Origin of the sequence: Plantactinospora sp. WMMB334, from assembly GCF_049179095.1 — a bacterium.
Lineage (GTDB): Bacteria > Actinomycetota > Actinomycetes > Mycobacteriales > Micromonosporaceae > Plantactinospora.
The window spans coordinates 7,115,252-7,140,354 of the sequence record NZ_JBMHME010000002.1 but is presented as its reverse complement, the minus strand read 5'-3'; the positions used below and the strand labels follow the sequence as shown (position 1 = coordinate 7,140,354).

The 25,103-nt window shown below is 71.4% G+C and carries 18 protein-coding genes; 8 read left to right on the top strand and 10 right to left on the bottom strand.

What is annotated here, in order from left to right; genetic code table 11:
• Positions 1-152 precede the first annotated feature (152 nt).
• Positions 153-1,655: a glycosyltransferase family 87 protein gene (locus ACN27G_RS30990; protein ID WP_421496218.1), complete on the top strand. Its 1,503-nt coding sequence runs from the start codon at positions 153-155 to the stop codon at positions 1,653-1,655.
• A 48-nt stretch (positions 1,656-1,703) separates the two neighbouring features.
• Here the strand turns inward: ACN27G_RS30990 and ACN27G_RS30985 are convergent, their stop codons facing one another.
• Positions 1,704-3,866 (bottom strand): hypothetical protein, encoded by a 2,163-nt coding sequence (locus tag ACN27G_RS30985; RefSeq protein ID WP_421496217.1) that lies wholly within the window; start codon positions 3,864-3,866, stop codon positions 1,704-1,706.
• A gap of 11 nt (positions 3,867-3,877) precedes the next feature.
• The gene (locus ACN27G_RS30980) at positions 3,878-4,657 is read right to left on the bottom strand and encodes a deoxyribonuclease IV (protein WP_421496216.1); all 780 of its coding nucleotides are present in this window, start codon (positions 4,655-4,657) and stop codon (positions 3,878-3,880) included.
• A 192-nt stretch (positions 4,658-4,849) separates the two neighbouring features.
• Here ACN27G_RS30980 and ACN27G_RS30975 point away from each other — a divergent pair, with 192 nt between their 5' ends.
• The 5 genes from ACN27G_RS30975 to rplI all read left to right on the top strand — a co-directional run bounded on the left by ACN27G_RS30975 (position 4,850) and on the right by rplI (position 7,353).
• A complete protein-coding gene (locus ACN27G_RS30975) occupies positions 4,850-5,284 on the top strand; it encodes a hypothetical protein (protein ID WP_421496215.1) in 435 nt (144 codons plus the stop codon).
• Between the two features lie 399 nt (positions 5,285-5,683).
• Positions 5,684-5,974: a 30S ribosomal protein S6 gene (gene rpsF / locus ACN27G_RS30970; protein WP_101368798.1), complete on the top strand. Its 291-nt coding sequence runs from the start codon at positions 5,684-5,686 to the stop codon at positions 5,972-5,974.
• A gap of 74 nt (positions 5,975-6,048) precedes the next feature.
• Entirely contained in the window at positions 6,049-6,600 is a 552-nt protein-coding gene (locus ACN27G_RS30965; protein ID WP_421496214.1) for a single-stranded DNA-binding protein, read from the top strand.
• 49 nt (positions 6,601-6,649) lie between these two features.
• Positions 6,650-6,889 carry a 30S ribosomal protein S18 gene (gene rpsR, locus ACN27G_RS30960; protein WP_007073789.1) on the top strand — a complete coding sequence of 80 codons (240 nt, stop codon included), beginning with the start codon at positions 6,650-6,652 and terminating at the stop codon, positions 6,887-6,889.
• 14 nt (positions 6,890-6,903) lie between these two features.
• The gene (gene rplI, locus ACN27G_RS30955) at positions 6,904-7,353 is read left to right on the top strand and encodes a 50S ribosomal protein L9 (RefSeq protein WP_421496213.1); all 450 of its coding nucleotides are present in this window, start codon (positions 6,904-6,906) and stop codon (positions 7,351-7,353) included.
• Positions 7,354-7,578: 225 nt separating this feature from the next.
• On the opposite strand, the gene ACN27G_RS30950 is transcribed toward rplI, so the two are convergent.
• The gene (locus tag ACN27G_RS30950; protein WP_421496212.1) at positions 7,579-10,152 is read right to left on the bottom strand and encodes a hypothetical protein; all 2,574 of its coding nucleotides are present in this window, start codon (positions 10,150-10,152) and stop codon (positions 7,579-7,581) included.
• Positions 10,153-10,597: 445 nt separating this feature from the next.
• Here ACN27G_RS30950 and ACN27G_RS30945 point away from each other — a divergent pair, with 445 nt between their 5' ends.
• A complete protein-coding gene (locus ACN27G_RS30945; RefSeq protein WP_421496211.1) occupies positions 10,598-14,290 on the top strand; it encodes a replicative DNA helicase in 3,693 nt (1,230 codons plus the stop codon).
• 51 nt (positions 14,291-14,341) lie between these two features.
• Here ACN27G_RS30945 and ACN27G_RS30940 read toward each other — a convergent pair whose 3' ends face one another.
• The 7 genes from ACN27G_RS30940 to ACN27G_RS30910 form a co-directional block, all read right to left on the bottom strand.
• On the bottom strand, positions 14,342-14,506 hold the full coding sequence (locus ACN27G_RS30940; protein ID WP_421496210.1) for a hypothetical protein: 165 nt from the start codon (positions 14,504-14,506) through the stop codon (positions 14,342-14,344).
• A 257-nt stretch (positions 14,507-14,763) separates the two neighbouring features.
• Complete coding sequence (locus tag ACN27G_RS30935) at positions 14,764-15,156, bottom strand: zf-TFIIB domain-containing protein (protein WP_421496209.1); 393 nt, start codon at positions 15,154-15,156, stop codon at positions 14,764-14,766.
• Between the two features lie 19 nt (positions 15,157-15,175).
• Positions 15,176-15,808 carry a phosphoribosyltransferase gene (locus ACN27G_RS30930; RefSeq protein WP_421496208.1) on the bottom strand — a complete coding sequence of 211 codons (633 nt, stop codon included), beginning with the start codon at positions 15,806-15,808 and terminating at the stop codon, positions 15,176-15,178.
• A gap of 139 nt (positions 15,809-15,947) precedes the next feature.
• Positions 15,948-16,328: a fluoride efflux transporter FluC gene (locus tag ACN27G_RS30925; RefSeq protein ID WP_421496207.1), complete on the bottom strand. Its 381-nt coding sequence runs from the start codon at positions 16,326-16,328 to the stop codon at positions 15,948-15,950.
• A gap of 126 nt (positions 16,329-16,454) precedes the next feature.
• Positions 16,455-16,859, bottom strand: coding sequence for a fluoride efflux transporter CrcB (gene crcB / locus ACN27G_RS30920; protein ID WP_421497524.1), 405 nt, complete (start codon positions 16,857-16,859; stop codon positions 16,455-16,457).
• 116 nt (positions 16,860-16,975) lie between these two features.
• Entirely contained in the window at positions 16,976-18,415 is a 1,440-nt protein-coding gene (locus tag ACN27G_RS30915; protein WP_421497523.1) for a glycosyltransferase 87 family protein, read from the bottom strand.
• 102 nt (positions 18,416-18,517) lie between these two features.
• Positions 18,518-20,797, bottom strand: a complete 2,280-nt coding sequence (locus ACN27G_RS30910) for a putative bifunctional diguanylate cyclase/phosphodiesterase (RefSeq protein ID WP_421496206.1) — start codon at positions 20,795-20,797, stop codon at positions 18,518-18,520.
• Positions 20,798-21,745: 948 nt separating this feature from the next.
• Here ACN27G_RS30910 and ACN27G_RS30905 point away from each other — a divergent pair.
• Positions 21,746-24,814 carry an AfsR/SARP family transcriptional regulator gene (locus tag ACN27G_RS30905; protein WP_421496205.1) on the top strand — a complete coding sequence of 1,023 codons (3,069 nt, stop codon included), beginning with the start codon at positions 21,746-21,748 and terminating at the stop codon, positions 24,812-24,814.
• The last annotated feature ends 289 nt before the right edge of the window (positions 24,815-25,103 follow it).

The window sequence follows — 25,103 nt, the reverse complement described above, 5'->3', positions numbered from 1 at the left end:
GCGCCCCGCGTACCCGGAAACTGAGACAGCTCGATCGATGCGGCCGGCGGCCGGGTCCCGCGACCCGGCCGCCGGCCGCGTTTCCGACTTCCCCCGCCGACACGGAGGACCGGGGGGACGGAACCCCGTCCGGTACGGCAGGATGCCTGTTCATGAGCGCGCAGTCGCCGGCTGGCATCGACGAACCTGAAAACGCCGACCACCCGTCCCGGTCGGACGGCTTCGTCCGGGGGTTCTCGGAGGTCATCGGCGGCCCGCTGGGCGAGCATGCCAGCGGGGCCAACCGGCGGGGCACCCAGGCGAGCGGCCGGTTCTGGACCGCGGCCCGGATCGTGCTGGCGCTGACCTGCCTCACCCTCGCCCTGCACTGGGTGCAGAAGTCGCCCTGCCAGGACGGCGCCTGGCAGAACAACGTCCAGTACACCCGGTTCTGCTACACCGACGTGCTGGCGCTCTACTACGCCGAAGGGCTGCACGAGGGCAAGGTCCCCTACCGGGACCACCCCGTCGAGTATCCGGTGGTCACCGGCTACTTCATGGGCGCGCTCGGCCTGCCGGTGCACAACATCGGCGCGGACCGGCCGGAGATCAACCAGGCGCAGTGGTTCTACAACCTCAACGCGCTGGTCCTCGGTGCGCTCGCGGTGGCCACCGTGGCGATGATCCTGGCGCTGCGCCGCCGCCGGCCGTGGGACGCCGCGATGTTCGCACTCTCCCCCGCGCTGCTGGTCACCGCCACCGTCAACTGGGACCTGCTCGCCATCGGGCTCGCCGCGATCGGCATGTACGCCTGGGCGAGACGACAACCCCTGGCCGCCGGAATCCTGCTCGGGCTCGCCACCTCGGCCAAACTCTGGCCCCTCTTCGTCCTCTGGCCACTCTTCCTGCTCGGGCTGCGTACCGCCCGGGTCAGGCAGATGCTGGTGACGATCGGTTCGGCGATCGCCACCATCGTGGCGGTCAACCTGCCGATGGCGATCCTCTATCCGGAAAACTGGCGCCGCTTCTTCGACCTCAACAGCGAACGGGCGATCGACTGGGGCACCCTCTGGTACATCGGTCGCTACCTGGACACCAAGTGGAACAGCGGCAGTCCCGGCGACCGGGGGCCGTTCCAGTGGCTCAGCGACAACATCCCGACCCTGAACACCCTCTCGTACGCCCTGATCACCCTCGCCTTCCTCGGCATCGGTGCGCTGGCGCTCTTCGCACGCCGCCGCCCCCGGCTGGCCGCGCTGGTCTTCCTGATGGTCGCGGCCTTCCTGATCTTCAGCAAGGTCTGGTCGCAGCAGTTCAACCTCTGGCTGCTGCCGCTGGTGGTGCTCGCCCGGCCGCGCTGGGGCGCCTTCCTCGCCTGGCAACTCGCCGAGGTCGGCTACTTCCTCGCCTTCTACGGCGAACTGCTGGTCGCCGGCGGGAAGCAGGTCTTTCCGGAGGGCGTCTTCGTGCTCGCCGCCACGTTCCGGCTGACCACCGTCGTGGTGCTCTGCGTGCTGATCATCCGGGAGATCCTGCACCCGGAGCACGACCCGGTCCGGAGCACCTATCCCGACGACCCCGACGGCGGCGTCTACGACGGCGCTCCGGACGCGGGATGGCTGCGCCGGATCCGGGGCCGGCCCACACCGGCACCCGCACCCGCCGCCAGCGCCTGAACAGCTTCCGACGATCCCGGGGGCTGTCCAGACGGGGGCGGCGACCGATCAGAGCCGGTAGACCACGGTCTCCCCGACGTCCTCCCGGCTGATGCCCAGGGTGTCGACCGGCAGGTCCACGGTGGCCTCCAGCGGAGTGCCGGCCACCCGGTCCCGGAGCACGATCACCGTACGCACACCCATGGTGCGCAGGTAGTCGATGCTCGCCTGGTCGGGGAAGTTCGCCGTCACCTCGCGTACCTCCGCCAACCGCTGCGGGGTGAACCCGCTGCCGCCGTTGACGATGTCCTGGAATTTGCTCGTCGACCAGAGCATCACGTGCTGGTCGGTCTTCTGGTCGGACGGCAGCACCAGGACCGGGCCGTTTTCGACCCGCATCGCCGCCGGTTGCAGCGGCACCACCGGATGCGGAGTCGTGTTGAGCCCCTCGGCGAGCACCAGGGCCACCGGCAGCAGGGTGACCAGGCGGAGGAACGGACCCGGCCGGGGCGGTATCCGTTCGGCGGCCGAGATCTGCCGGGCCCGCTCCGCGAACGCCCCGACCGAGCCGGCGGCGAGCACGCCGAGCAGCAGGGTGACCCAGAGCATCAGCCGCCCCGGCGTACGCAGGCCGTCCCAGCCGGGCAGGTGATCGAAGAGTGGGAGGTAGCTGAAGGTGCCGCCGAAGAAGCGGGTGCCCATCGCCAGCACCCCGGCGACGAGGGTGGCGGCGAGCAGCAGCAGGCGCTGACGTACCGTCCAGATCGAGAGGACGAGGCCGGCACCGGCGAGCGCCAGCAGGGCGTAACCGGGCAGCAGGGTGGTCTCCGGCAACCCGGGCAGCCCGGCCCGGACCGGCTCGTGCAGGTCCCCCCAGATCAGCGACTCCGGCGGAGCGGTGAGGAAGCCGCCCGGCGGCGGGGAGTAGTTGTGCAGATCCTCGGCGGTCCGCCGGGCGTAGGGGTGCAGGTCGGCGACCTTGAAGTAGGGGATCGCCAGCAGCGCGCCGGTGGCGACGAAGACCGCACCGCCCCAGAAGTCGGCGAGCAGCAGTCGGATCCCGAACGGCTGCCGTGGCCGGCGCAGGATCCGCCGGACCAGCCAGCTCGCCAGCACCACGACCGCGATCAGGCCCAGCACGTACGCGAAGACGAGGCCGATGCCGAAGCCCAGGCTGAGCTGCCAGGCGGCGACCACCCAACCGGCGAAGGCCCAGCCGGAGCGGCGACGGTCGGGCCGGTAGCCGTGCCGCAGCGACCAGCCGTGCCCCCGGGCCAGCATGGCCAGGGCGAGCGGGATGCCGCCGTTGGAGAGAATGTGCAGGTGACCGGCCTGACCGAGCAGCCAGGGCGCGTACGCGAAACTGATCCCCGCGACCGCCGCGCCGATCCGGCCCGAGCCGAGCTGCCGCACCAGCGCGTACGCCCCGACGGTGGCGAGCGCGTGGGCGAGGACGAACAGGATGTTGTAGCGGAGAATCGCCGCCTCCGGGCCCTGGCCGATCATGCCGGCCGGTGCGTACCCGAGCAGCGTGTCGGAGAAGGCGAAGGTCCAGGTCTCCGGGAAGAAGGCGTTGCTCTGCCAGAGCTGGGCGGGCTTGGTCAACAGGATGTGCCCGGACCAGGCGACCTGCCACGCCTGTAGCGTCGGGTCCCAGTAGTCCTGCGGCAGGGTGTGGCGCGGATAGCGGAGCGTCGGCCAGGTCATCAGGACGGCCAGGGCCAGCGCGCCGAGCCCGGCCAGGCTCCACTCGTGGACCAACCGCCGGCCGACCGCCCGGCCGATCCGCCGGAGCCGGCCCGGGATCAGCTCCGGTGCCGGCGCGAACGCGGCGAACGGGTCCGCCGGTTTCGCCGGTTCCGCGTCGGCGGTCGGCTCCTTCGCCGGATCCTTTCCCCCGTCCTCCTTTCCTTCCGCCTCCCTGTCCTTGGCCTCGGCGTCCTTGGCCTCGGCGTCCTTGGCCTCGGCGTCCTTGGCCTCGGCGTCCTCGGCCTTGGGGTCGTCTTCCCGCGCGTCCTTCTGCCTGTTCTCGTCCTTCTGTCTGTCCTCCCCCGTCGCGTTCTCCTCGGTGGCCTCGTCCTTCGGGCCCCTGCCCTCCGCCCTGTCCTCGACACTCCCGGTGGGCTGGTCCGGTCCGGTGATGTCGCCCGGTGCGGTGGCCGGCACGGTCGTCTCGCTGGCGGTCTCCGGTGACGTCGCCTCGCTGGCGGCGTTCGACTGGTCCGTCGACATCGATCCCGTCCCTACCGGCCCAGGTGATCGCGGAGGTAGGCGATGTCCGCGGCCTGGCCGACCACCCCGCCTGGAGTTTCGACGATGACCGGCGCGGCGGCCGCGCGGACCGCCGCGACCACCAACTGCGGGTCGATCGTGCCGCTGGCCAGGTTGTCGTGGCGGTCACGGCCGGAGTTGAAGGCGTCCCTGGAGCCGTTGGCGTGGATCAGGTCGATCCGGCCGGTGATCGCCAGCACCCGGTCGACGATGTCCAGCAGGTCCTCCCCGCCCGCATGGGCGTGGCAGGTGTCGAGGCAGAAGCCGACGCCGTACTCGCCCACGGCGTCCCAGAGCCGGGCGAGGTTGTCGAACCTCCGGGCGCAGGCGTTGTCGCCACCGGCGGTGTTCTCGACGAGCACCGGGAGCCCGTGCCCGCCGGCCTCGGTGGCCTGGGCGAACGCCTTCCGCCAGTTGGCGAAGCCGGTGGCGAGGTCGTCGCCCGCGGTCACGTGCCCGCCGTGCACGATCAGGCCCTTCGCGCCGACCGCGACGGCGGCCCTGGCGTGGCCGAGCAGGAGCTTGCGACTCGGGATGCGGATCCGGTTGTTGGTGGTGGCGAGGTTGATGATGTACGGCGCGTGGACGTAGATGTCCACCTCGGAGTCGCGCAACTGGTCCGCGTCGGTTCGTGGTTGCGGCGTCTTCCAGTCCTTCTGCGGATCGGCGAGGAAGAACTGGACCGCGTCCGCCTTCCGGAGGGCCGCCTCCTCCAACGGATCCGTGGCGTCGACATGGGCTCCGATACGCATGGAGGCGAGCCTACGTCGCGCGGGTCGTGCCGGCGGGGACGGGCGTACCCGCGTCCCGCGGGTCGGTGTGGCCGCACCGGCGCCCCGGGCCCGCGTTACCGGGCGGCGGGTGAATCGTTTCTCCAGGTGAGATCCGTTCGCCCGGTCTCCGGGGCCGGGTCGAACCACGAACTGTGCCGGAAGAGGGAAGCCGTGGCCCTGTCGCTGCGCCGCCGCCGCGCCACCGTAGCGGTCGCCGCGCTCGTCGCGGGTACGCCGCCGCTGCTGTCCGGCGTGGCCGTCGCCGCGCCGGGGGCGCCCTCCCCCGCGACCGCGGTCGCACCGGCCCGGATATTCCCCGCCGGATCGGTGGGGCGGATCGAGGTGGGGTCGGTGCCGCATGGTCCCGATGTGGCCGACCCACGGAGCGCCGAGGCGCCGCATCGCGTCGCGCCGGGCAGCTACCCTCCGCCGCCCGACCGACCCGGCGGGGGCTCCGCCATCCTGGTACGTCCGGCCCAGCCGTCCCGGCCGACCGGGCCGGGACCCCTGCTGGCGCTGGTCGCCACCGTCTGTGTGGTCGGAGTTTCGGCAGGGGCAATTCGGGCGATTTTCGCTCAGCGCACAACACAGACCGTTGTCGCGTAAGATGACAATACAATAGGCTCCGCGGGGCGCCTTCCGTCCAACTCATCGGTGTGGTCGTTCCTCCCCAGGTCCCACCCAAAGAATGCGGACGGGATGCGCCCCGCGGCTCTGCGCCGAAGAAGCCTCCTGCCGGTCGTACGGCCGTCGGGAGGCTTCTTCCCGCTCCCCGGCCGCTGTCGGTGTCGCTGTCCCGCCTTCGCTGTCGGCGTCGTCGGCGGCCCGTCGGCGCCGGGGAATCCGGGGAGGCCGGGGTCCGGCGAGGCCCGGCGCCGGCAGACCGGGTATTCTGCTCAGGTTGTCCGTGGCGCGACGGGAACCCCCGGAGACCGCGCGGCAACGACGCATGACCTCCTGCCACGGAAGGACCGTGGCCGCTAGCCCAGAGGAGGTGAGCACGTCTTGCGTCATTACGAGATCATGGTCATCCTCGATCCAAGCCTCGAGGAGCGCACCGTCGCCCCGTCGCTCGACACGTACCTCAACGTGATCCGGACCGCGGGTGGCTCGGTGGAGAAGCTCGACGTGTGGGGTCGTCGGCGCCTCGCGTTCGAGATCGACAAGAAGGCCGAGGGGATCTACGCCGTCATCGACCTGCAGGCGACGCCTGCGGCGGTGGCCGAGCTGGATCGGCAGCTACGACTCAACGAGTCCGTGCTACGCACCAAGGTCATCCGGCCGGAGACGCGCTGACGCGTTTCCGGCACGCCCGGATCAGCCTCATCGGCCCTGTCGTACTGCTCTGGCAGCCTGTCAGGGACTGATGAGTGCGCGAGGAGATGGTCATGGCAGGAGATACCACCATCACGGTCATCGGCAACCTGACCGACGACCCCGAGTTGCGTTTCACCCCCTCCGGCGCAGCGGTCGCCAAGTTCCGGGTCGCCTCGACGCCCCGGTTCATGGACCGGGCGTCCGGTGAGTGGAAGGACGGCGAGCCGCTCTTCCTCTCGTGCACCGTCTGGCGCCAGGCCGCCGAGCACGTCGCCGAGTCGCTGCAGCGCGGCGCTCGCGTGATCGTCTCGGGCCGGCTCCGGCAGCGGTCCTACGAGACCCGCGAGGGCGAGAAGCGCACCGTCATCGAGCTGGAGGTCGACGAGATCGGCCCGTCGCTGCGGTACGCCACGGCGAAGGTGCAGAAGATGTCGCGCTCCGGTGGCGGTGGCGGCGGGTTCGGTGCCTCCGGTGGCGGCGGTGGCGGTGGCGGTGGTCAGGGCGGCGGAGGAAACTTCGACGACCCGTGGGCCACGGCGGCTCCCGCCTCCTCGCGTTCGTCCGGTTCGGGCGGCGGAAACTTCGACGACGAGCCCCCGTTCTGACCGGGTGCGGAGACACAGCACCCGGGATCGCACACCAGGAGCAAGAGCAATGGCAAAGGCTGCGGCACTGCGCAAGCCGAAGAAGAAGGTGAACCCGCTCGACAAGGACGGGATCACCTACATCGACTACAAGGACACCGCGCTGCTGCGCAAGTTCATCTCCGACCGCGGCAAGATCCGCGCTCGGCGGGTGACCGGGGTCACCTCCCAGCAGCAGCGCCAGATCGCCCGTGCGGTCAAGAACGCCCGCGAGATGGCGCTCCTGCCCTACACGGCCACGGCCCGCTGAGGGGAGGCGCCGACATGAAGATCATTCTGACTCAGGAGGTGTCGGGCCTCGGCAGCCCCGGCGACATCGTCGAGGTCAAGGACGGCTACGGCCGCAACTACCTGCTGCCGCAGGGCTTCGCGATCACCTGGACCAAGGGCGCCGAAAAGCAGGTGACGGTGATCCGGCGGGCCCGCGAGGCGCGGGAGATCCGGGACCTCGGGCACGCCAACGAGGTCAAGGCCCAGCTCGAAGGTCTCACCGTCAACCTGACCGCGCGTGCCGGCAACGGCGGGCGGCTCTTCGGCTCGGTGACACCCGGCGACGTGGTCAACGCGGTGAAGGCGGCCGGTGGCCCCTCGCTCGACCGGCGCCGGCTGGAACTGCCCGGCACCATCAAGGCGACCGGCAGCCACCAGGTACGGGTCAAGCTGCACCCGGAGGTCACCGCGCGGTTCGACCTGAAGGTCGTGCCGGGCAAGTAACGGGCTGCCCGAGCCGGGCAGGAGAAAGACAGATTCCGGGGTGTCGTCCCAGCCGGGGGCGGCACCCCGGAGTTCTCTCCGGTACTCGTCCGCCGCTGCCCGGTAACGAGGGAATCTTCGCGGTGTCAATGGGATTCTCGCGGTGCCGGGAGGGGCCTTCCCGGTGTCCCTCCCCGGTGCGGCACCGCGATTCCCGGTCCGCCGGGGCCGGGTCGGGGCCGGCACTCAGCCGATCGGTTGGCCGCTGATCGCGCTGAAGATGACTGTGGAGAGCCCGCCGCCGACGACCGCGGCCGCGAGCCCCACCGTCACCGCACGCCAGGTGCGGTTGAACCAGCGCACCAGGGCGGCGACCACCAGACCGGTCGCGAGCGCGGCGAGAAACCGTGGCACCCCGTCCAGCAGCGCGGAGATCGCCTGCGACCGCTCCGACTCACAGTCGCCGGAGACGCCGGGTACGCAGTCCACCGGCACGCTCGCGTCGAGCGTGAGTACCCAGACGAAGATGCCGAGCACGGCGACCGCGTACCAGGCGGCGGTGTAGAGGACGGCGGTGAGCGGGCCGCTGGGCTGCGGATCGAGCAGATCGTCTTCGAGTCGCCGGCTGAGCGGACTGGGTCGGCCCGTCCTGGTCGTCAACGGCGGCGAACTGGCGCCTGACGGTCGCCGCCCGGCTCTCGTGCCCGCACCGCCGGCGCTCCGGGCGTGGCCCGCCGCACCAGCACGGCCCGCCGCACCAGCACGGCCCTCCACGCCGGTCCGGTCCGCCACGCCGGCACGGCCGCTGGCCGGTGCCGCTTCGGCCCGTCGCCGGGGCGTCGGCGGGGGATCGCCCTGCCGCCGGGCGGGTGTCGCGGGCCGGGCCGGCGGCGGAAACGCGACGGCCGGAGAGCGGGGGGCCGAGTCCGGGATGCCCATCCAGCGCGGGTCGTCACCGGCCAGCCTGGTACCGGACCAGAAGGCGTCTCCGGTCTCCGGCTCGGCGGCCCGGCCCGCAGCCGCCCCGGATGCGCCGTCGACGGCGCTCTCCCGTCCGGTGTCGCCCTCGCGGGTGAGTCCGGCGAGTTCGCCGTGTCGCCACTCGGTGGTGTCGGTGAACCGGTCCCAGTGGCCGGTATCGGTGGACCTGTCCCACCCGCTCGGGTCGGTACGGTCCCAGCGGCCGGTGTCGGCGGGGCCGCTCCAGCGTTCGCTGCCGGTCGACCGGTCCCGGCGGCGCCCGGCCGTGGTGTCCGGCGGTTCGGAGTCGGTGACAGGGTCGAGCATGCCGGTGTCTCCGAACCGTTCCCACGGTCCGGGATCACGCCACCCCGGCGTCGGTCCGGAATCACCGCGGCCCGGCGTGCCGGGATCGGCGTGCCGGGCCCGCCCGCCGCGGTCCTCGGTGCTTCCGCGTACCGGTCCGGCGGAGTCCCGGTTCCGGCGCACGGGCTCGGCATCCGGCTCACGTACCGGCCGGCCGGCCCGGCCGCTCGTGCCGCCGGAGCCGCTGGAGCGGGGCGAGGGGTCGGTGCCTCGGGCACGGCGGCCGGCCCCGCCACCGGCCGCACCGGACGACCCGATCCACCGGGCGGTCGCCCCTGACTTCCCGGTCTCCGCCGGCCCGGCCGACGGGGTCGGCTCCGGCGGTGGCGCCGCGACCTCGGTCGGCTCGTCGGCGGCGTGCCGGGACCGCCGTCGACCGCCGGACAGCGCCTCGCCGCCCGGCGGATCCTCGGGCCGCCATCCGGCCGGCTCGGCGCGGCGTCGACGCCCGGACGTACGCGGCTCCGCGCCGGCCGCTGCGGCGGACGTCCGGCCGTCGCCGTCACCGTCACCCGGCCCGCCGGCGGACCCCGACCCCTCGGCCCGGTCCAGCCAACTCGGTGTGGTCTCGGTGTGGTCGGGCCGCCGCCGTCGGCCGCCGCGGGTAGCGCCCGGCGCGGGCTCGTCGCCGGCCCTGACCCCCCAGCCCGAGGTGGGTGCTGCCGTAGGGTCGTCATCCGGGTCGGACCGGCGCCGCCGGCCGCGCCTGGACGCCGGGTAACGGTCGTCGGGCGGCTCGCCCGGCGCGCCGGCACCGGTGGTGGGCGCGGCCGCGCTCCACGCGCCCGAGGTGGGGGCGTCGGCCATCCATCCGCCGCTGGTCGGGGCGTCGGACCACCCGCCGGTGGTGGGTGCCGCCGCGATCCATCCGCTGGTCGGGGCGGCAGCGGCCCAGTGGTCGGTCTCGTCCCGGCGCCGCTCGCCGCCGGCCCGGCGCGCCCCGCGCCTGCCGGTGCTCCGGCTGTCGGTCGCCCAGCCGTCGGTGGGCGGGTTGTCGGTGGGCGGGTTGTCGGTGGACGGGTTGTCGCCGCCGACGCTCGCGCGGCCCGCCGCGGTGTCGCCCGCCGCGCCCGGACCGTGCCAGTATTCACCGGTACTGTCCCAGGTCACCTCCGGGCCGATCCGACGGCCCGGGGATCCCGGCGACCGGGTGCCCGCGGTCGACGGTCCGGTCGGCGGGTCGGCCCGGTGGTGGCGGCCTCCGACCCGGCGATCCGGATCGGAGGCCGCCACCCATGCCGAGGTCTCGGCGGATGCCGGGGAGACGCTCGGCCGGAGCGGTTCGGTGGACTCCCGGGCCCAGGAGGGCGTGTAGTCGTCGGTGGGGTCCGGCGCGCCGCGGTGCCGGGCCCGGCGGCGGCTCGGGGTGCGGTAGGTGCCGCCGGGGCGCGCATAAGGATCGCTCGGCCAGGGCGTCGCCGGGTCGCTCCGGGCGCCACTGTCCTGCCACTCGTGTCGGGCGAGCTCACCCCGCCCCCGATCCCGATGGTCCACAGCCGAGGCGTGACCTTTCTGGTAAGCCGATCGCGAGGAGTCCGGCACGTCGTTCGTGAGTAGCCGTACCCAGGATTGCCGTTGTCCGATGATACGCCGTCCCGGTAGCCCGAATTTGACCTGTTTCTTTCCTCCACAAGCTGGGGACCGAGTCGACGCAGGTCAGGGTTGTCCCAGGCTACCGTCCCCAATCCCTGTCCACAGCCTGTGCACAGGGCCGCGCACACCCCGCCGAGCGCAGTCCACAGGTTGTCCCGAGCTCCGTCCACCGGCCTGGTTGAGCCGCTGACCTCGACGTCCGTATCGTTGCGCCCTGACCCTGCCCCCCGTCCCGGCATCCCCCGGCCGAGCCAACCGGGCAGGGGCCGGTCCGGCCCGCAGCGGGGTCGGGGCGGGACGTGTCGGCACGTCGGCGGTCAGAAATGTCGTACGTCGGCGGTTCGCTGTGAGCCAGCCGGTATGGCGGAGGGGGAGATCCGTGTCGGTCACCGACCACGGCCGCGGGGAGTCGCGGCCGTCCGCGCCGTCGACGGGGTCCCCGCCGCCGCGCGACGGGCAGTTCGACAAGACCCCGCCGCAGGACATCGCCGCCGAGCAGTGCGTGCTCGGTGGCATGCTGCTCTCCAAGGACGCCATCGCCGACGTCGTCGAGATCCTCCGCTCCAACGACTTCTACCGGCCGGTGCACGCGACCGTCTTCGACGCGGTCCTCGACCTCTACGGCCGGGGTGAGCCCGCCGACGCGATCACCGTCGCCGCCGCTCTCGCCGACTCCGGCGACCTGGCCCGGATCGGTGGCGCGCCCTACCTGCACACCCTGATCGCCAGCGTGCCGACGGCCGCCAACGCCGCCTACTACGCCCGGATCGTCGGCGAGCGCGCCGTGCTGCGCCGCCTGGTCGAGGCGGGCACCCGGATCGTCCAGCTCGGCTACGGCTCGTCGTCCGGCGGCGGGCGGGACGTCGACGACGTGGTGGATCTGGCCCAGCAGGCCGTCTACGACGTGACCGAGCGCCGGGTCAGCGAGGACTTCGCCGTGCTCGCCGACATGCTCCAGCCGACGTTGGACGAGATCGAGGCGGTCGGCGCGCAGGGCGGCGTGATGACCGGCGTGCCGACCGGCTTCACCGACCTGGATCGGCTGCTCAACGGGCTGCATCCCGGGCAGTTGGTGATCGTGGCCGGTCGACCGGGTCTCGGCAAGGCCCTCGCGCTGGACACCCCGCTGCCCACCCCGAGCGGGTGGACCACGATGGGGGAAGTGGGTGTCGGAGACCAGCTGCTCGGCGCGGACGGCCGACCGACCACGGTCACCGATGCCTTCGACGTCATGCACGACCGGCCGTGTTACGAGGTCGAGTTCTCCGACGGCTCCGTGCTGGTGGCGGATGCCGAACACCTGTGGAAGACGACCACCCGGGCTCATCGGCGGCACCTCGCCGAGGTGCGGTCGACGTACCCGCGGCGGGCATCGATCGCCGCTCTCGGTCACCGTGCCGGCGGAGTGACGACCGCCGAGACGACGGCCGGGCACAGTCAGGTCCACACCACCGCCGAGATCGCGACGTCGATACGGGTCGGCACGGACGGGCGTGCCAACCACGCCGTGCAGAACTGCGAGCCTCTGGACCTTCCTGAGCGCGAGCTGCCCGTCCCTCCCTACACCTTGGGCGTGTGGCTCGGCGACGGAGAGGGCGGCGCGGCCCTTCGGGCGGTGGGTGTGCTGGGCGACAAGCATGTTCCTGCCGGGTACCTGAGGGCCTCGAAAGCCCAGCGGCAGGCTCTGCTCGCCGGCCTGATGGACACCGACGGCACGGTCGCCCCGACCGGCGATCTGCGGTTCGCCGCGACGTCCCGCCGGCTCGCACTCGATGTGTACGAGCTAATTGTCAGCCTCGGGCACCACTGCACGATGACCGAGCGGCGGGTTCGCGGACGTTCGGAGGAGTCCTCGACCGCCTACGTCCTGGACTTCAGCGCGCGCGACGACATCGTGCGGCTGAGTCGGAAGCGGGAGGCGTACGCCGCACGGCGCCGAGATGTCGGCCCGCACCCCACGGGCAGTCGATACATCGTCGACGTCCGGCAGGTGCCGAGTGTTCCGGTCCGCTGCGTCACCGTCGACAACGCCGACCACCTCTATCTCGCCGGCCGGTCGATGATCCCGACCCACAACTCCACGGCCTCGATGGACTTCGCCAGGCACGCGGCGATCCGGCACAACTGCGCGAGCGCCATCTTCTCGCTCGAAATGAGCAAGGTCGAGATCGTGATGCGGCTCCTCTCGGCCGAGGCCAGGGTGCCGTTGCACGTCCTGCGCAGCGGGCAGCTCTCCGACGACGACTGGACCAAGCTGGCCCGCCGGATGGGTGAGATCAGCGAGGCGCCGCTCTTCGTCGACGACACCCCCAACATGAACCTGATGGAGATCCGGGCGAAGGCCCGCCGGCTCAAGCAGCGGCACGACCTCAAGATGATCGTGGTCGACTACCTCCAGCTGATGAGTTCACCGAAGCGCACCGAGAGCCGTCAGCAGGAGGTCGCGGAGCTGTCCCGGGGGCTGAAGCTGCTGGCCAAGGAGGTCGAGTGTCCGGTGATCGCGGTCAGCCAGCTGAACCGTGGGCCGGAACAGCGTACCGACAAGCGGCCGCAGTTGTCCGATCTGCGCGAATCCGGGTGCCTGACCGCCGAAACCCGTCTCATCCGCGCCGACACGAACGCCGAAGTCACCCTCGGAGAGCTGTTGACGAACGGCGTACGAGGGATCCCTGTCTGGGCACTGGACGAGAAGTTGAGGTATGTGGCCCGTACCCTGACCCACGCATTCCCCAGCGGGATTCAGCAGGTCTACCGGATGACCCTTGCTTCGGGCAAGCAGATCGAGGCGACCGCAAACCACCCGTTCCTGACGTTCGACGGGTGGGTTCCGCTGCGGCAGCTGACGGCCGGCTCCCGGCTTGCCACGCCCCGGCACATACCGGCTCCTCTGGCGGTTCGACCGTGGCCGGAAGCGCGGGTGATCATGCTTGCGCACCTCCTCGGCGATGGATCCTTCGTCCGCAGGCAGCCGATCCGGTATGCCACCCGCGACAAGGAAAATCTCGCCGCCGTGGCGGCCGCGGCCGGAGATTTCGGCATCACGGCGGTTCGCGACGACCACGCAGCGGCCCGTGTCACCACGTTGCGCCTTCCTGCTCCCTACCGCCTTGCCCGGGGGCGCCGAAACCCTGTCGCCGAGTGGCTGGATGGTCTTGGACTGTTCGGGCTGCGGTCGCACCAGAAGTTCGTGCCCTCCGAGGTCTTCGCTCTACCGAAGGAGCAGATCACCTTGTTCCTCCGGCACCTCTGGGCAACGGGCGGCTCGGTGACGGTCGACAAGGCTGAGCGATGTGGGCGGGTGTACTACGCCTCCACCAGTCACCGAATGCTCGAGGACATCGCCCGACTGCTACTGAGGTACGGCATCACCGCACGAATCAGAGATATTTCAGTGCAAGAGCACCGGGCGCGGTACACGCTGGATGTCCCCGGGCGCGATGACCAGCTTCGTTTCCTACGCGAGATCGGGGTGTACGGCGAACGGGCACAGGCATGCGACCGGCTTCTCGCGGCCATCCGGGCGACGAGAAGCAATACCGATGTCGACACCGTGCCACGTGAGGTGTGGGACCGGGTTCGGGAAACGCTTACCGAACGTGGCATGACACATCGGGCGTTCGCGGCATCGACGCAGACCCGGTCCTGCGGCGGCGCACTGCGGAAGCGGGCACCGAGCCGTGCCCGGCTTGCCGAGGTTGCCCGGGTGTTGGACCGTGCGGATCTGGAGCTGCACGCCACCAACGACGTCTTCTGGGACGAGGTGCGTTCTGTCGAGCCGGTGGGTGAGCGTGAAGTGTACGACGCGACCGTGCTGGGACTCCACAACTTCATCGCGAACGGAATAGCCGCGCACAACTCGATTGAGCAGGATGCGGACGTCGTCATACTCCTGCACCGGGACGACTACTACGACAAGGAGTCACCCCGGGCCGGCGAGGCGGACTTCATCGTCGCCAAGCACCGGAACGGGCCGACGGACACGGTGACGGTGGCGGCACAGCTCCACCTCTCGCGCTTCGTCGACATGGCAATCGTCTGATCAGCCCGGCAACGGTCGCCGGCGGGCCGCGACCCAGCCAGGCAGCGAAGATCAATAGCAGCGGGGACCCGGCACCGCCAGCACGTGTCCCTGGGTGGCCACGTAGCCGTGCAGGTCGGCGTCGGCGAGGCCGTCGACGGTTGCGGTGATTCCGTCGTACGCCGAGCCGAGCGCGCGCTGCCGCAAGCCCGCCGCCCGGGCAGCGCGGTCGCCCACCGCCCGACCGGCCCCGTCGCCAGGCGTGCCCCGTTGCCCCGGCCCGGGCAGCGCGGTTGCCCGCCGCCCGGGGTCCGTCCGTGCCGCCCACCCACCACCTTCCGGCGTGACGTTCCCGCAGAGCACAGATCCCCGCACCCCGGGACACCCGCCCGCCCGTCGGCGCGCGGTTCGTTGCCTGGGCACGGGAATCCGGCGAAGACCCGTCAGCCGGCGGCAGCCCGAGTGGTATCCGGAACGCCTGCCGGCGGTGTGGATCAGTCGAAGAACTCGTTCAGAAAGCTCTTCCGCTTCTTGTGCCGGTAGTGCCCGTGGTAGCCGTAGTGCGGCTGCCCGTACGCCGGTGCCGGCGGATAGCCGTGGCCGGGCGGGGGTGGCGGTGGTGGCGGTGCGTGGCTCGGACCTCCGTAGCCAGGCTGGTGCGCGGGCGGGGGCGGTGGGGGCGGAGGCGGGTAGCCGGCACCGGGCGCCGCTGCGGGCCGTGCCGGTGACTGTTGCTGGCTCCAGTTGGCCTCGGCCTCGAACAGCTTCTCCAACTCGCCCCGGTCGAGGAAAATGCCACGGCACTCGGTGCACTGGTCAACCGTGACGCCGCTGCGCTCGTACTGGCGCATGTCGCCACGACACTTCGGACAGGTCATCTGCATCACTCGACGGTACCCGGTCGCCTCACCCACTTCCCGACAGCGCGGCCACCACTTCGGCGTCGGGCACCTCGTGGAAGTCGTCGTAGTAACGGCTGACGGCGCCGAAGTCGGCCGGCCGCTCCGGGCAGACCACCTCGTCGGCGGTGCGGCTGAGCACCGCGTACGCCTCCGGCGCGCCGACCGGCACCGCGAGCACCACCCGCCGGGCGCCCAGTTGCCGGGCGACCCCGACCGCGGCCCGGGCGGTGGCGCCGGTGGCCAGTCCGTCGTCGACGACCACCGCGGTCCGGCCGTCCAGCCGCAGCGGCGGCCGGTCCGCCCGGTAGAGCCTCTCCCGGCGCTCCAGCTCGACGGTCTCGGCCCGCACCACCGCCTCCACCTCCGCCCCGTCCAGCCGGCCGGCGATCTCCTCGTTGAGTACCCGTAGTCCGCCCGGGCCGACGGCGCCGAAGGCCACCTCGGGTGCCTCCGGCAGGCCGAGCTTCCGGACCACCAGCACGTCCAGTGGCGCGCCCAGCCGCTGCGCCACCGCCGCCGCGACCGGCACGCCGCCCCGGACCAGTCCGAGGACGACGACGCCGGGGTCACCGGCGGCCGAGAGCCGGTCCGCGAGTACGGCGCCGGCCTCCGCCCGATCCCGATAGGTCGCGTTCATGTCTCAGGTCTACGCCCTGCCGGCGCACTCCGCCCGGAGACGGCGCAGAAAACTCGTGGAGGGGGAGTGCCACCCTGACGATCACCAGGACACTGGGCACGGGCTCACGTGAGCCTGTCACAGGCTCAGCTGGGGCCGGTCACAGGCTGCCGAGCTGCCAGCCGAGGGCGGCGGCGCCGAGCCCGGCGGCGAGGGTGGTCAGCACGTTCAGCAGTGCCTGCCGGCGCCCGACCGCCCCGCTCCCGAGCATGTGCGCCGTCTCGTAGCCGAACGTCGACCAGGTGGTGAGGGCCCCGCAGAAGCCGGTGCCGACCAGCGCCCCGAGCCAGCCCGGCAGCGCGGCGCCGGTGCCGGCGAGCAGGCCCAGCAGGAGCGAGCCGGCGACGTTGACCGCCAGGGTCGCCCGGGGCGCGGGACGGGAGCGGCGTTCGACCAGCCAGTTGACCGTGAACCGGCCGACCGCGCCGGCCGCCCCGCCGACCAGCACCATCAGCCAGGTCAGCCCCGTCCCGGTCAGCATCGCGGCTCCGCCGTCCCGGTCAGCATCGCGGCTCCGTTCCGCCGGTCGGCATCGTCAGATCGCCTGCGTCGTCCGGCATCGCCAGATCCCCTCCGCCGGTCGGCATCGCCGGCTCCCCTCCGCCGGTCACGAGCGCAGCCGATCCGCCGCCCACATTCCCAGGCGTACGGCGACCAGCGCCCCGGCGAGGGTGCCGAGCAGGTAGCCGGTGGCGACCCCGGGGCGGCCGGCGGCGAGCAGTCCCCGGGTCTCCACCGCGTAGGTGGAGAACGTGGTGAAGCCGCCGAGAATCCCGGTGCCGACGAAGGGTCGGACCAGCCGGTGCACCCCGGCACGGGTGGTGACCAACCGCATCAGCAGCCCGATCAGGGCGCAGCCGGTGAGGTTGGTGGCCAGGGTCGCCCACGGTACGCCGGCCGTGGCGTGCGGCCAGGCGACGGCGAGTCCGTACCGGCCGGCCGAGCCGAGCGCCCCGCCGAGGGCGACCACGGCGAAGACCTCCCAGCCCGGCCGGGCCGGCGTGACCGGCACGTCCGGCTCGTCGGGCTCGACCGGTGCACCCGGCTGGGCGGCCTCGTCCGGCGCGTCGGCCTCGTCCGGCGCGTCGGGCCCGCTCGGCTCGTCGGGCCCGTCGGGGCGGGGCGGGTTCACGGGATGGTCGCCGCCGTCGGGCTGTTCGGCCGGGCGGACGCGGGCGCGGGCGCGCCGGCCGGGGCGGCGAGGCGGAGCGCGGGAACCCAGCCGAGGAGGGCGACGGGATAGAGCAGGTACCCGAACCGGGTCGACGGCATCAGCAGGATCGCGGCGAGCAACCCGTACCCGCAGAAGAGCGCGGCGGCCTCGGCCGTGCGGGGCGGACGGCGGACGAGCAGGACGGCGATCAGCGCTCCGGCCGCGACCAGCAGCGCGGCGGCGACCACCCGGCCGGCGGGCAGCGTCTGTGCGATCAGATAGCCCGGGAACGGTGACGCGGCCGGGCTGCTGACCAGACCGTGGCCGAGCGGGAAGCGCAGCACGTTCTCGACCAGGGCCGCCGAGTCGACGAGCTGGGCGGGGACGAGCGCGACGATCGGCAGGCCGAGCGCCCCGGCGGCCAACCGCAGCCCGGTCCGCCGGCCCCGGGCGACGGCGTGCACCAGCAGTACCAGCGCGACCGGCCAGGCGAAGAGCTTCAGCGCGGCGGCCAGCCCGACCGCCAGCCCGGCGGCGACGGGCCGGTCCCGGGCGGCGCAGGCCAGGGCGAGCAGGCAGAGGGCCAGGACCGGCAGGTCGTCGCCGCCGGTCGCCAGGGTCAGCGCGCAGACCGGCAGTACGGTCGCGAGCTGCACCGCCCGGACCAGCGCGGCGTCCCGGGCGGCAGCACGTTGCCGCCACCAGGCCGGAACCGGCCCCGACGGCTGCCCCGACGGCTGCCCTGCCGTCGCCGGGCCGGCACCGCCGGTGTCGCCGCCTGCGCCGGTGTCGTCCGCGCTGGTGTCGCCCGCGCTGGACGGGCGGCGGAGCAGCAGCACGGCCAGGCCGAGCGCGACGGCGGTCGCGACGGCGAACCAGACCCGCGCGTCGGTCCACCACGCGGTGCCGGCCAGCGCCCGGGGCAGCCCGAAGAGCGCCATGCCCGGCTGGTACGGCGTGTAGCCGAGGAGCTGCTCGCCTCCCGGCAGCGCGGCGATGGCGTCCCGCCCCAGGTAGGGCGTGCCGGTGTCGAGCAGCCGGGCTCCGGCGTGCTCGATCACCAGCACCTCCTCCTGGGCCCGGTCGAGCCGGCCGCCGGCCCGTTCGGCGGCCTGCCGGACCAGCGGCAGCAGGGCGGTGGCGGCCCAGGTGAGGGCGGTCAGCACGCCCCGGGCGGCGGTACCGGCCAGCCGGGAGCCGGGCCGGCAATGCCTGAGGAGGAGCTGCCCGAGCACGGCGACGGCGGCGACCAGGAAGCCGGCGGCGGCGACGCCGCCCCAGGCGCGGTGCGGCAGCAGGGTGGAGGTGGCGGCGGTGACGGCGGCGAACCCGGCGGAGAAGAGATAGAGCACCAGGTCGGCGGCGAGCCCACCGGCCGCCCGGTCGGCCCGATGCCAGTAGCCCCGGGGGCACAGGCGCCAGTAGCCGCGGTGCCGCTGGGCCCGGCGCCCGGTGTCCAGTTCGTCCGTGTCACTCACCCGGGCAAGTCTGGCAGACCATCCGGCCCCGCACGGTGCTCAGGCGGGCAGGTGCGGGTGTGGCAGGCGTTCCATGCGGCGGGGTCCGGGGCGGCGGCCGGGCGAGAGGCGTACCACGGCGCCCTCGTCGTGCAGGGCCGGCGCGAGCGTGCCGGGTCGGCCACCGGCGCCCTGTTGCAGCGCGACGAGCAGCCGGGCCGCCGGCATCGGCCGGGCGAAGAGGTGGCCCTGGCCGGCGACACAGCCCAGCTCCCAGAGGGCGCGCCGCTGCGGCTCGCTCTCCACGCCCTCGGCCACCACCATCAGGTTGAGGCTGCGGCCGAGGTCGACGGTGGACCGGATCACGGCGACCGCCTCGGCCGAGGTGTCCATTGCGGTCACGAACGCCCGGTCGATCTTCAACTCGTGTACGGGGATCCGGGACAGCACCGACAGCGACGAGTAGCCGGTGCCGAAGTCGTCCAGCGCGAGCTGGATCCCCGCGTCCCGGAGCTGCCCGAGCACCTGGTCGACGACCTCGAGCTGGCTGAGTGTCAGCGTCTCGGTCAGCTCCAGTACCAGCCGGTCCGGCGGCAGGTCGTGCGCGCGCAGCCGGGCGAGTACGGAGCCGGGGAACCGGGCGTCCAGCAGGCTGCGCGGAGAGACGTTCACCGCCACCGGCAGGTCGAAACCGGCCTCCCGCCAGGTGGTGGCGGCGATCAGCGACTGGTCGAGGACGGCTTCGGCGAACGCGGGGAGCAGGCCGGAGCGTTCCACCGTCTCCAGGAACCGGAGCGGGTCGATGGTGCCCCGGGCCGGGTGCCGCCACCGGGCGAGCGCCTCGGCGGCGACCACCTCGCCGCTGCGCAGGTCGACGATCGGCTGGAAGTTGACGGTGAACTCGCGGTCCGCCACCGCCCGGGGCAGGTCGCCGCCGAGCGAGAGTCGCCCGAGGTCGGCGGTGTCCCGGGTCGGCGCGTAGGTGGCGATCCGCCGGCCGGCCCGCTTGGCCTGGTACATCGCCACGTCGGCACGGCGGAGCAGCTCGGTCATCCCGCCGCTGCTCGGCGCGACCGCGATGCCGCCGCTGGCCTCGACGCTGATCCGCATCCCGTCCAGCTCGATCGGTTCGTGCAGGGCGTTGAGCAGCGACTCGGCCCGGTGCGCGGCGACCGCCGGGGCCGGCAGGGCGTGGAAGAGCACCGCGAACTCGTCCCCGCCGAGCCGGGCGACGAGGTCCTGGCCGTGTACGGCGGTGCGCAGCCGCTCGGCCACCTGGACCAGCACCCGGTCCCCGGCGGCGTGCCCGAGAGTGTCGTTGACCTCCTTGAAGTGGTTGAGGTCGAGCAACAGCAGCGCGACGACACCCTCGGTGCGGCGCTGACCGAGCTGTTCGGCGCCCCGTTCCAGCAGGTGCCGCCGGTTGGCCAGGCCGGTCAGCGCGTCGTGGGCGGCGGCGTGCGCGTGCTCTTCGGCCACCCGGTTCAGTTCGGCGTACGCGGAGGCGTTGCGGACCGCCGTGCAGAGCGCCGAGGCGAAGGTACGCAGGGTGTAGCGCTCCCGCTCGGAGAGCTTGACCGGGCCACGGAAGCGCAGCCGCAGCATCCCGATGTGACTGCCGTCGTGCCCCTCCAGGGGTACCGGAATAACGAGGTCGGTGCTGTCTGCGACGTGGCTGGGCGATCCGTCGTGGGTGACCGCCGTGGCCGTCCCCCTGACCAACCTGCCCACGTCGGTGAGCTCGATCTCCACCTCGTCGGCGGAGAAGAGTTCCGCGCCGCCTGTCACCGCCGTGCCCAGCACGGTGGTGAGGTCTACGGCGTTGAGCGCGTCGGTCGCCCGGGCCAGACGTTGCCATGCCTGCTGTTCTGTGCGGGCCCGGATGCGTCCCGAGTACGCCAGGTGAAGGCTCAGGATCAGGGGAGGGATTGCCGCGAGTAGCCGGTTGTCTGCCTGGAGGATCGCCAGTGTGCCCAGGATGAGGAGGAACCGGGCGACGAGGCCGGCCAACCGTAGATCCCAGTCCTCCCTGAAGAGGTGACCGATCTTCGTGCCTGTGGCCAGGCCGATGACCGGCAGAGTCAGCAGCTCGTCCAGCACCACGCTCACCAGGTATGCGACCGCGAGCGGACCCAGCAGGTCCGCCACGGAGAAATCCGTCCCGCCGTGGTGTCCGAGGAGGAAGAGCGTCAAGCCGCTGGCGCTGACCAGGGTCATCTCCTTGGCGACCGCGAATATAGCCTTGATCTTGGCTCGTTTGGTGATGACACAGGTGATGCCGACGCCAAGGCCGGTGCTCAGCACGACCCACGGTGCGGGCGCCACCACAAGGCCGATCATGAAGGCGACCTCGATCCAGCTGTAGCCGTGCGTACTGGACCGTATGCGGATTTTTACGGTTGCGGCGGTCCCGACGGCTACGAGCGCAACCAGGGTCGCCGCCGTCTGGAGGTTGGAGCCGCTCGCAGAATTCGATCGAATGACCATATGTATACAGATCGCGGCCGAAATGATGGCGAAAACGACGACGGGACCGACAGCCAGCCACAGCCGGTCGGTCCCAGTGTCATGTGAGGCAGGACGAGTCACAACCGTTCCTCGGACATCGGATGGCGCGTCTCGTCAGACTACGTTCAGTCGCCTTCCGGCGACACCTGCGTCACTCCCAGGTGTGTCCGCGCATGATCGCTCTCCATTCATGTTGTGGCTGCTCCCGGGCTACCGGATGCCGGTAATCCGTTGCGGTCAATCGGTTCGTTTGATGAGAGCAGCTTAAGCGGAGAGTGGTGCAGATAGAGATAAAAAATGTCGCTATGCTCACTATTAGCCAAGGTTCGCCACATTCGCTACGTTCTGTCCATGTATGGAAACTGAGTGGCGATGATCGACAATCTTGTCTGCGTCGTTACGTACCCTGCGGCTCACCCTCATGTCGCCCCTGCTGATGAATGGCTCCGGGTGCCGATCGACAGGCTCTCTTTGTGTGGCTGTGCTGCGGTTCGCTGGAACGTGGTCGGCAGGCCGATGTGACAAGTCTTGGTGTGCCAGTTATCTGTCTCCATCGGATGACCTGGTAGAACTCGCTTCGTGTCGGTTCGCTGACCCTGAGTTCTGACCCCTCTGGCGCCCATCGGTGAGCCGCAGGGGATGGCATCGTCACGGACGAAATCGGCGCGGCTCGACTCCGGGGCCTTCGAAAGGCGTTGGTGAATGTATCTGTACGTCCTTCGGTAGACTGCGGGGGGTCACCTGGCAGCTCGTCCTTTTTGTATGTCTTGGGGCGCCTACATGATCGAGGTTCGGCTTCTCGGGCCGACGCAGGTACTCGCCGGTGGAGTGTCCCTGCCGCTCGGCACGCCCAAACAGCAGGCCGTTCTGGCGATGTTGGCGATCCGGCCAGGACGGATGACCACGCTCGAGGAGCTGATCGACGAGCTGTGGCCCGACGCGGCACCCTCATCCGCCGTGGCGAACACCCGAGGCTACGCGGCACGCCTCAGAAGGGCTTTGGACCGGGCAGATGCGACCAGAGGTCTGCTGGGCCGATGCGGTCCCGGCTACGAGTTCCGGATACGGTCCGAGGATGTCGACCTGCTCGCCTTCGAAACGGAGTGTCAGCAGGCCGGCGAGGCGCTCGACACCGGGGACCTGTCCGGCGCGGACGGCCTGTTCCACAGCGCCGAGGATCGGTGGCGGGGATCGGTGCTGCCGGGAGTGCCGCTTGGGCCGGTCTTGTCGGCACGCCGGGCGATGGTCCTGGCGCAGCGGCTCAACCTTGTCGAGCAACGCGCGACGCTGTACCTGGGCGCGGGACGACCTCGCCTCGCCGTTCCGTTGCTCCGTGAGCATCTGCGGGCCAACCCGCTCCGCGAACACGGTCATGCACTGTTGATCCGGGCCCTGTACGCGGATGGCGACGTGGCTGGCGCCCTGGCCGCGTTCGCCGTCGCACGGTCGGAACTCGTCGACCAGCTCGGCATCGAGCCTGGCGACGAATTACAGCAGCTGCACAGGATGGTGCTCAATCGCGACCCTGCTCCGGACCGACTTCCGATGTCTGCCCCACCGGCCGAAGCCAGCCTGTCGAGCAGGGCCGGCGATGCGAACGAAGGTTCTCTGGCTTCGCCTGATCCGCCGGCAGCGGTGCCATCGTGCTGGCTGCCGCGGGCGCTTGCCGACTTCACCGGGCGGACCGAGACGGTGCGCCGGTTGACGGAGACGGTGGAGCAGGCCGATCCGGGTTCACCCGTGGTGCGGGTGATAAACGGGATGGCCGGGATCGGCAAGACCGCCCTCGCGGTGCAGCTGGCCACCCGGCTGACCGGCCGCTACCCCGACGCGCAGCTCTTCATCGACCTCCATGGGCACAGCGGCGCCCACCCGATCGAGCCTGCCGCCGCGCTGCTGACCCTGCTCCGGCAACTCGGCGTACCGGCCAGGCGGATTCCGACCGAGCTCGATCACCGCATCACGCTGTGGCGGTCGGAACTCGTCTCCCGGAGAGTCATCGTGCTCCTGGACAACGCAGCCAGCAGGGAGCAGCTCGAGCCGCTACTACCGTCCGCGCCCGGCGCACTGGTACTGGTGACCAGCCGCCGGCGGCTGCTGGGGATCGACGGTGTCCTGCCCGAGTCGTTGCCTGTGCTCGATCCCGGTGAGGCCGTGGATCTGCTGGCGACGACCGCTGGACGGGACCGGATTCGGGCCGAGCCGGAAGCTGCCGCGTCGGTCGTACGACGATGTGGCTACCTTCCGCTGGCGGTCCGGCTGGCGGGTGCCCGTCTCGCACATCGGCCGGGCTGGCGGGTGACGGATCTGGCGCACCGGCTGGACCGGAGCAGTCAGGCGCTCGGTGAGATCTCGGCAGAGGACCTGAGTGTCGCTGCCGCCTTCGCGTTGTCGTACGAACCGCTCCGAGAACCGGTGCGCCGGATGTTTCGACTGCTGGGTCTCCATCCCGGCGAGCTCTTTCAGACCACTGCGGCGGCGGCACTTACCGGACTGTCGTTGCCGGATGCTGAACTGGCCTTGTCCGAATTGGTTGATCACCATCTTGTCGAGGAACCGAGTGCCGGACGGTTCCGGCTACATGATCTGCTGCACCGGTACGCGGCCGACCTAGCCGTCGCTACCGATTCGGCAGCTCAACGCCAAACGGCGGTCAGCCAACTGCTCGACTACTACCTGTGCGCAGCCAATGTGGTCGCAGAGCGGCTCGAGCTGTCGTTTCACCGCCGATCGCGGGTCTCGCGAGAACCGTTGCGTGCCGAGCTCGTTGCGGCGGTCGCACCGGATACGGAGTGGATGGAGGCGGAACGGAGAAACATTCGAGAGCTGATCCGTCTCGCCACCGAAACTGACCATGCCGGATACGCGTGGCAGCTCGCCCGGCACGCCTGGCGATTTTACTACACCTGCGGCTATCCGGAGGAGATCATCGAGACGCATCGCCTCGGCCTGACGGCGGCTATTCGTCTGGGCGATGATGTGGCCACTGCGACGATGCACAACTACATGGCGTCAGCGTACCTCGAACTCGCCGACTACCAGACGGCCATCCGGCACCTGCGCATGGCGATCGACCTGTATCACATCGCCGGAGACACGACCGGGGCGTGGGGCAGCCGTACCAACCTGGCTGTTGTCTATACCCGGATCGGGCGCCTCGTCGAGTCTGTCGAAATCTATCGACAGGCGCAGCGGGCGGGCATTATTGGCATTGGCACCAATATGGGGCTGTCGCTGATGCTGCTTGGGAGGTGTGAGGAGGCGCTGCGCGTTCAGCGCATATCTCTGTTCCTCGCTATCGAAACGGGGAAGAGCTTCGCGGTTGCCCTGTACCTCGAGAACCTCGGGAGAATACGTCTCCGGATGGGGCAATTCAGGCAGGCCGGACGCCTGATCAAAGCCTCGCTCGCGCTGCGGAATCGGATCCGTAACCGGCGGGGTGAGGCCGGCGCGACCAACGGGCTCGGCTGCGCGTGTCGCCACCTGGGCCGAGTCGACGACGCGCTGCAACTCCACCGTCGGGCGATCACGTTGGCGGCCGACGCGGGCGAACGTGACGCGCAGTCGGAGGCGTTCAACGATCTGGGGCTCACGCTCATGGCGGCGGGACTGGTGGCGGCGGCCGCCGAGGCTCATCGACAGGCGCTCGACCTGGCGACCGAGATCAGTCACCCCTACGAACAGGGGCGGGCGTTGGCGGCGCTCGCCGGCCACCTTGAGTCGAGCGACGAAGCCGAGGCCCGCCGGCACTGGCAGCGGGCACTGGCGATCTTCTCCAGGATGGGTGTCCCCGAACGCTTCGAAGTCGAGCGCCGGCTCGGCAGACCGACGCTCTCAGTGCCTTGTTGATCGTTTTTACTGGTGCATGCCCGCCGCGTATCGACCCCTTATCGAGTCCTTATCGCCGGCCGAAATAGGTTCTTCCCGTTGGCCATGGGGATCGCCTGGAAGGCGAGGGCCGACTGCGGTGATCGCCCCCCGATCATCGCATAACGCAACAGGTGAAGGAACGGGCACCGCCGTAGGACGGCCGAAGCGCACCGACGGCACGTCACCGCGGAGGTCCCGTTCCTTCGCTGAGTGTCCTTCCGGTCTGCCGAGAACGCGATTACGAATCGTTCGAGAATGAGGTGAAACG